This is a genomic window from Allobosea sp. 05T422_2, from assembly GCF_056396265.1.
Genome location: NZ_JBFTLD010000395.1, coordinates 1 through 4170, shown reverse-complemented (window position 1 = coordinate 4170; position 4170 = coordinate 1). Strand labels below are relative to the sequence as shown.

The 4170-nt window shown below is 65.5% G+C and carries 5 protein-coding genes; 1 reads left to right on the top strand and 4 read right to left on the bottom strand.

Annotated elements, in window-relative coordinates:
* The 3 genes from AC1DJT_RS34835 to AC1DJT_RS34825 all read right to left on the bottom strand — a co-directional run.
* Positions 1-760: ABC transporter ATP-binding protein (locus AC1DJT_RS34835; RefSeq protein WP_476835876.1), on the bottom strand; the 760-nt coding region annotated here is incomplete at its 3' end.
* Between the two features lie 17 nt (positions 761-777).
* Positions 778-1596 carry an ABC transporter permease gene (locus tag AC1DJT_RS34830; RefSeq protein WP_476835875.1) on the bottom strand — a complete coding sequence of 273 codons (819 nt, stop codon included), beginning with the start codon at positions 1594-1596 and terminating at the stop codon, positions 778-780.
* Between the two features lie 92 nt (positions 1597-1688).
* Positions 1689-2681 (bottom strand): ABC transporter substrate-binding protein, encoded by a 993-nt coding sequence (locus AC1DJT_RS34825; protein WP_476835874.1) that lies wholly within the window; start codon positions 2679-2681, stop codon positions 1689-1691.
* Positions 2682-2913: 232 nt separating this feature from the next.
* Here AC1DJT_RS34825 and AC1DJT_RS34820 point away from each other — a divergent pair, with 232 nt between their 5' ends.
* On the top strand, positions 2914-3609 hold the full coding sequence (locus tag AC1DJT_RS34820; protein ID WP_441506851.1) for a FadR/GntR family transcriptional regulator: 696 nt from the start codon (positions 2914-2916) through the stop codon (positions 3607-3609).
* A gap of 76 nt (positions 3610-3685) precedes the next feature.
* Here AC1DJT_RS34820 and AC1DJT_RS34815 read toward each other — a convergent pair.
* Positions 3686-4170 (bottom strand): aldo/keto reductase (locus tag AC1DJT_RS34815; RefSeq protein ID WP_476835873.1); only part of this gene is annotated, 485 nt, incomplete at its 5' end.

Below are 4170 nucleotides of genomic sequence, written 5' to 3'. Positions count from 1 at the left end.
CATCGAGATAGGCACTGTCACGCCTGATCTTCTCGGGGTCGCCGCCACGGACTATCTGCGGCTCGATGATCGCCGAGACGCGGCTCGGCCGGCGCGAGAGCAGCGCAATCCGATCGGAGACATAGACCGCCTCCTCGATGCTGTGCGTGACGAAGATGAAGGATTTTCCTTCATTGGCGACGAGTTCCAGCAGCTCTTCCTGGAACTTGCGGCGGGTCTGCTCATCCACGGCCGAGAACGGTTCGTCCATCAGCACGACCTTGGCATCGACCGCCAGCGCACGCGCCAGGCCGACGCGCTGGCGCATGCCGCCGGAGAGTTCGTGCGGGTATTTCTGTTCAAAGCCCTTGAGGCCAACGCGCGCGATATGGCGTTCGGCGATCGCCTCGCGCTCGCTATGGGCGACGCCGCGCAGCTCGAGCCCGAAGGCGACATTGCGGATGACGCTGGCCCAGGGCATCAGCGCAAAATCCTGGAAGACGAAGGCGCGTTCGGGGCCGGGCCCGGTCACCTCGCGGCCATCGACGAGAACCTGGCCGCCGGTGGCGGGGATCAGGCCTGCGATGATCTTGAGCAGCGTGGTCTTGCCGCAGCCCGAGGGGCCGAGCAGCGTCGTCAGGCGCCCTTCCGGAAACTCCAGCGAGATGCCGCTCAGCGCCTCGACGCCGCCGGCATAGGTTTTCGAGACGCTGCGCACTTCGACGATCGGCCGGGCCGCGCGGGCGGGAAACGGCGGACGGTCACCGAGGTGCTGCGGCATGATGGCTGCGTTGGGGGTCATCTGCGCACCTCCGGTCGAAACAGGGTGACTTCGATCCGCTCGAGCAGCTCGATGAACAGGACCGAGAACACGATGATGGCGAGGATGGCCGCGTACATCTTGGGATAGTCGGCGACCGATTGGTTGTAGGAGATCACGTCGCCGATGCCGGTCGGCGTGATCAGCAGTTCGGCGAGGATCACGCCGATGAAGGCGGCGGCGCAGCCGAGCCGAAGGCCTGCGAAGATCATCGGGCTGGCTGCCGGCAGGATGATCAGGCGGATGCTCTGGCTGCGCGTCGCGAGAAACGAGCTGCCCATTTCGAGAAGCGATTTCGGCGTGTTGCGCACGGCGCCGAGCGTGTTCAGCACGATGACCGGCATCGCCATGATGCAGACGGTCATGACCTTGGCGGTCAGCCCGATGCCATAGGCGAAGGTCAGGATCGGGATGAGGGCCGCCAGCGGCGCCGCCTGGGCGATCACGAAGATCGGCGCGAACAGCCATTCCGAGGGTTCGTGCAACCCCATCAGCACGCCAAGCGCGACGCCGCACAGGATCGAGGCGGTCAGCCCGATGACGAGCGGGTGGAGTGTGATCAGGAAGGCCTTGAACAGGGTTCCATCGGCCATGATCGCGCGAAGACCACCGAGCGTTTCCAGGAAAGTCGGAAAGGCGGGGCTGAGCGGTATCCGCCCGGCATATTCCCAAAGCGCGAGAGCGGCCGCGAAGGACACCAGGCGCAGCACGAGCGGATGGATCAGGAGATCGCGCCAGCGCTGGGCCGGAGCCCTGCCAAGCKCCGGCAGGGCAGGAGCAAGTTCGGAAATCTGCAAGGGAGAGCACTCCGCTTGTGCGCGTTTTCGAAACGAGGGGTCCCCAGGCCGGATGCTGCATGCACCGGCCCCGGGGACGGGTCCGGACGAGGCTAGCTGCCCAGGGCCTTGCGTGCCCGCTCCAGCGGCGCGAGGTACCAGAAATCCTCGACCTTCAGCTCGGCGGCCGGACCCTGCAGCTGGCCGGCCTCGGTGTAGAACTCGAAATCAGCCTTCGCGACCTCGGCGCTGCCGCCGGCCGGCGCATAGACGCCTTCCTTGGTCGCCAGCGTGTAGAATTTGGTGATGCCCTCCAGTACCTCCTTCGGCTGGTCGGCCATCAGCTTGCGCTTGACCCTCTCCTGCTCGACGATCGCCGGATTGGCCGCCATYTCCTGCCAGAGCCGCAGGAATTCGGTGACGATGACATCGACCTGCTTCTCGTTCTTCTGGATCCAGTCGGTCCGGCCGAACAGCGTCTCGTCGGAAGCCGGCTCGCTAACGCCGGGCAGGACATGGAAGCGGTCGCCCGCCTTCTCCAGCAGCAGGTTCTTGTTGGCGAGATCGACGATGGTGGCTTTGATCTGGCCCTTCATCATGCCGATGATCCGGTTCTCCGAGCCCGGCACATAGCTGCGCTCGCCAAACTGGATGCCCTCACGCTTGGCGATAATGTTGCCGATCGCCTCGGTTCCGGTGGCGCGGGCGTGAAAGGCGATCGGCTGGCCGTTCATGTCCTTCCAGGTCTTGTAGGACTTGTCCGCGACCGGGAAGAAGACGAGGCGCGTGCCCTGGAAGAGCACGCGCAGCGGCGCCTTGCTCTTCTGGACGACCGCGTAGGGCGTGCCGACGCCGAGATCCGCCTGGCCGTTGATCACGGCCTGGATGGCAAGGTCCTCCTTCGAGAAATGCGTCACCTGGTAGTCGACGCCCTTCTCCTTGGCGTGCTCCAGCGCGATGATCATCGAGAGCGTCTCGGTCGACAGCACGTCTCCCAGCGCAACCCTGACCTTCGCTTGCGCCTGCGCGGCGGCGCTTCCGAGCATCAGCGCAGCGCCGACGGCGGCGGCTCCGAACAGGACGGACCTTCTCCTCAACGGCTTCATGATCTGACTCCTCCCAGAGTTCTGTTTGGCTTTTTGGGCGATCTTGGTCGCAACCAATTTTATTTTGGGCACTGTCATGTGCCGGATTGATCCTGTCAAGGCTTCGATTTGCAGTAATTTGCCCGAAAATCCTTGCGCAACGCAGCAATAATCACAACCAATATTCAAAATGGTTGCGCTCGCCCGCGATCCATGGGATCACGATCACGTTCCCCATTGCCGGTCGCACATCATGGATCAGAAAGCCCCCACCCCGCCCGATGCCGATGTCTCGGGCGTCCTGACGCAGCTCTATGGCTACATCACCGCGGCGCAGCTGCCGGATGACGGGCGCCTGCCGCCGGAGCGGGAGCTGGCCGAACTGCTAGGGGTGAAGCGCACAGAACTGCGCAAGGGCCTCGCCGCGCTCGAACGCGAGGGCCAGCTCTGGCGCCATGTCGGCAAGGGCACGTTCGTCGGCCCCAAGCCGCCGCAACTGGTCGATATCGCGGACCTGGTGCAGCGCAGCAATCCKGTCCAGGTGATGAAGGCGCGGATCGGCCTCGAGCCCGAGCTCTCACGCCTCGCGGCGATCAACGCCACGGTGGCCGAGATCGCGACGCTCGCCGAACTGAACGCCTCCTGCCGCGCCGCGACGAGCTGGCGCGAATACGAGGCTTATGACGCGCGCTTCCACCACCAGATCGCCGAGGCCGCGCATAACCCGATCCTGATCGCGCTTTTGGAAACGCTGAACGCTGTGCGCCGCGCCGTCACCTGGGGGCGGCCGCGACCGAGCCATTCAAGCCCGCCTGCCGATCATCACAGCTTCGAGGACCATGACCGGATCGTCGACGCGATCGCCCACCGCGAGCCCGGGGGCGCCGCGGACGCGATGCGCCGGCATCTGCAGAATGTCGAGGACCGGCTGATCGGGCGCTCGCCCTGAGGCAGGGCACCTCCTCGATTGCCGTCTGATACCGCCATCGCGCATGGGCCCGGCAAGCATGCCCCACGCGCTGCCGTCAGGCCCGGACCGAAGCGGATCCCGCTGCGATGGTGTTCAACGCCGCGATCGCCTCACCGCTCAGGTCCAGCACGCCGGCGGCGATATTCTCGCGGAGATGAGCGACCGAGCCGGTGCCCGGGATCAGCAGAATATTCGGCGCGCGCTGCAGCAGCCAGGCGAGCGCGACCTGCATCGGCGTTGCGCCGACCCGCGCCGCGACCTCGGTCAGCCCAGCCGATTGCAGGGGCGAAAAGCCTCCGAGCGGGAAGAAGGGTACATAGGCCGTGCCCGCAGCTGCCAGTTCGTCGATCAGCGCGTCATCCGTGCGGTGAACGAGATTGTAGTGGTTCTGGACGCAGACGATCTCGCAGATGCCGCGCCCCTCCCCGACCTGCCTGGCGGTGACATTGCTGAGACCGATATGGCGGACAAGGCCCTGCTGCTGGAGTTCGGCGAGCACGGTCAGCTCGGCAGCCAAGCTGCCCTCAGCCGGGCCATGGC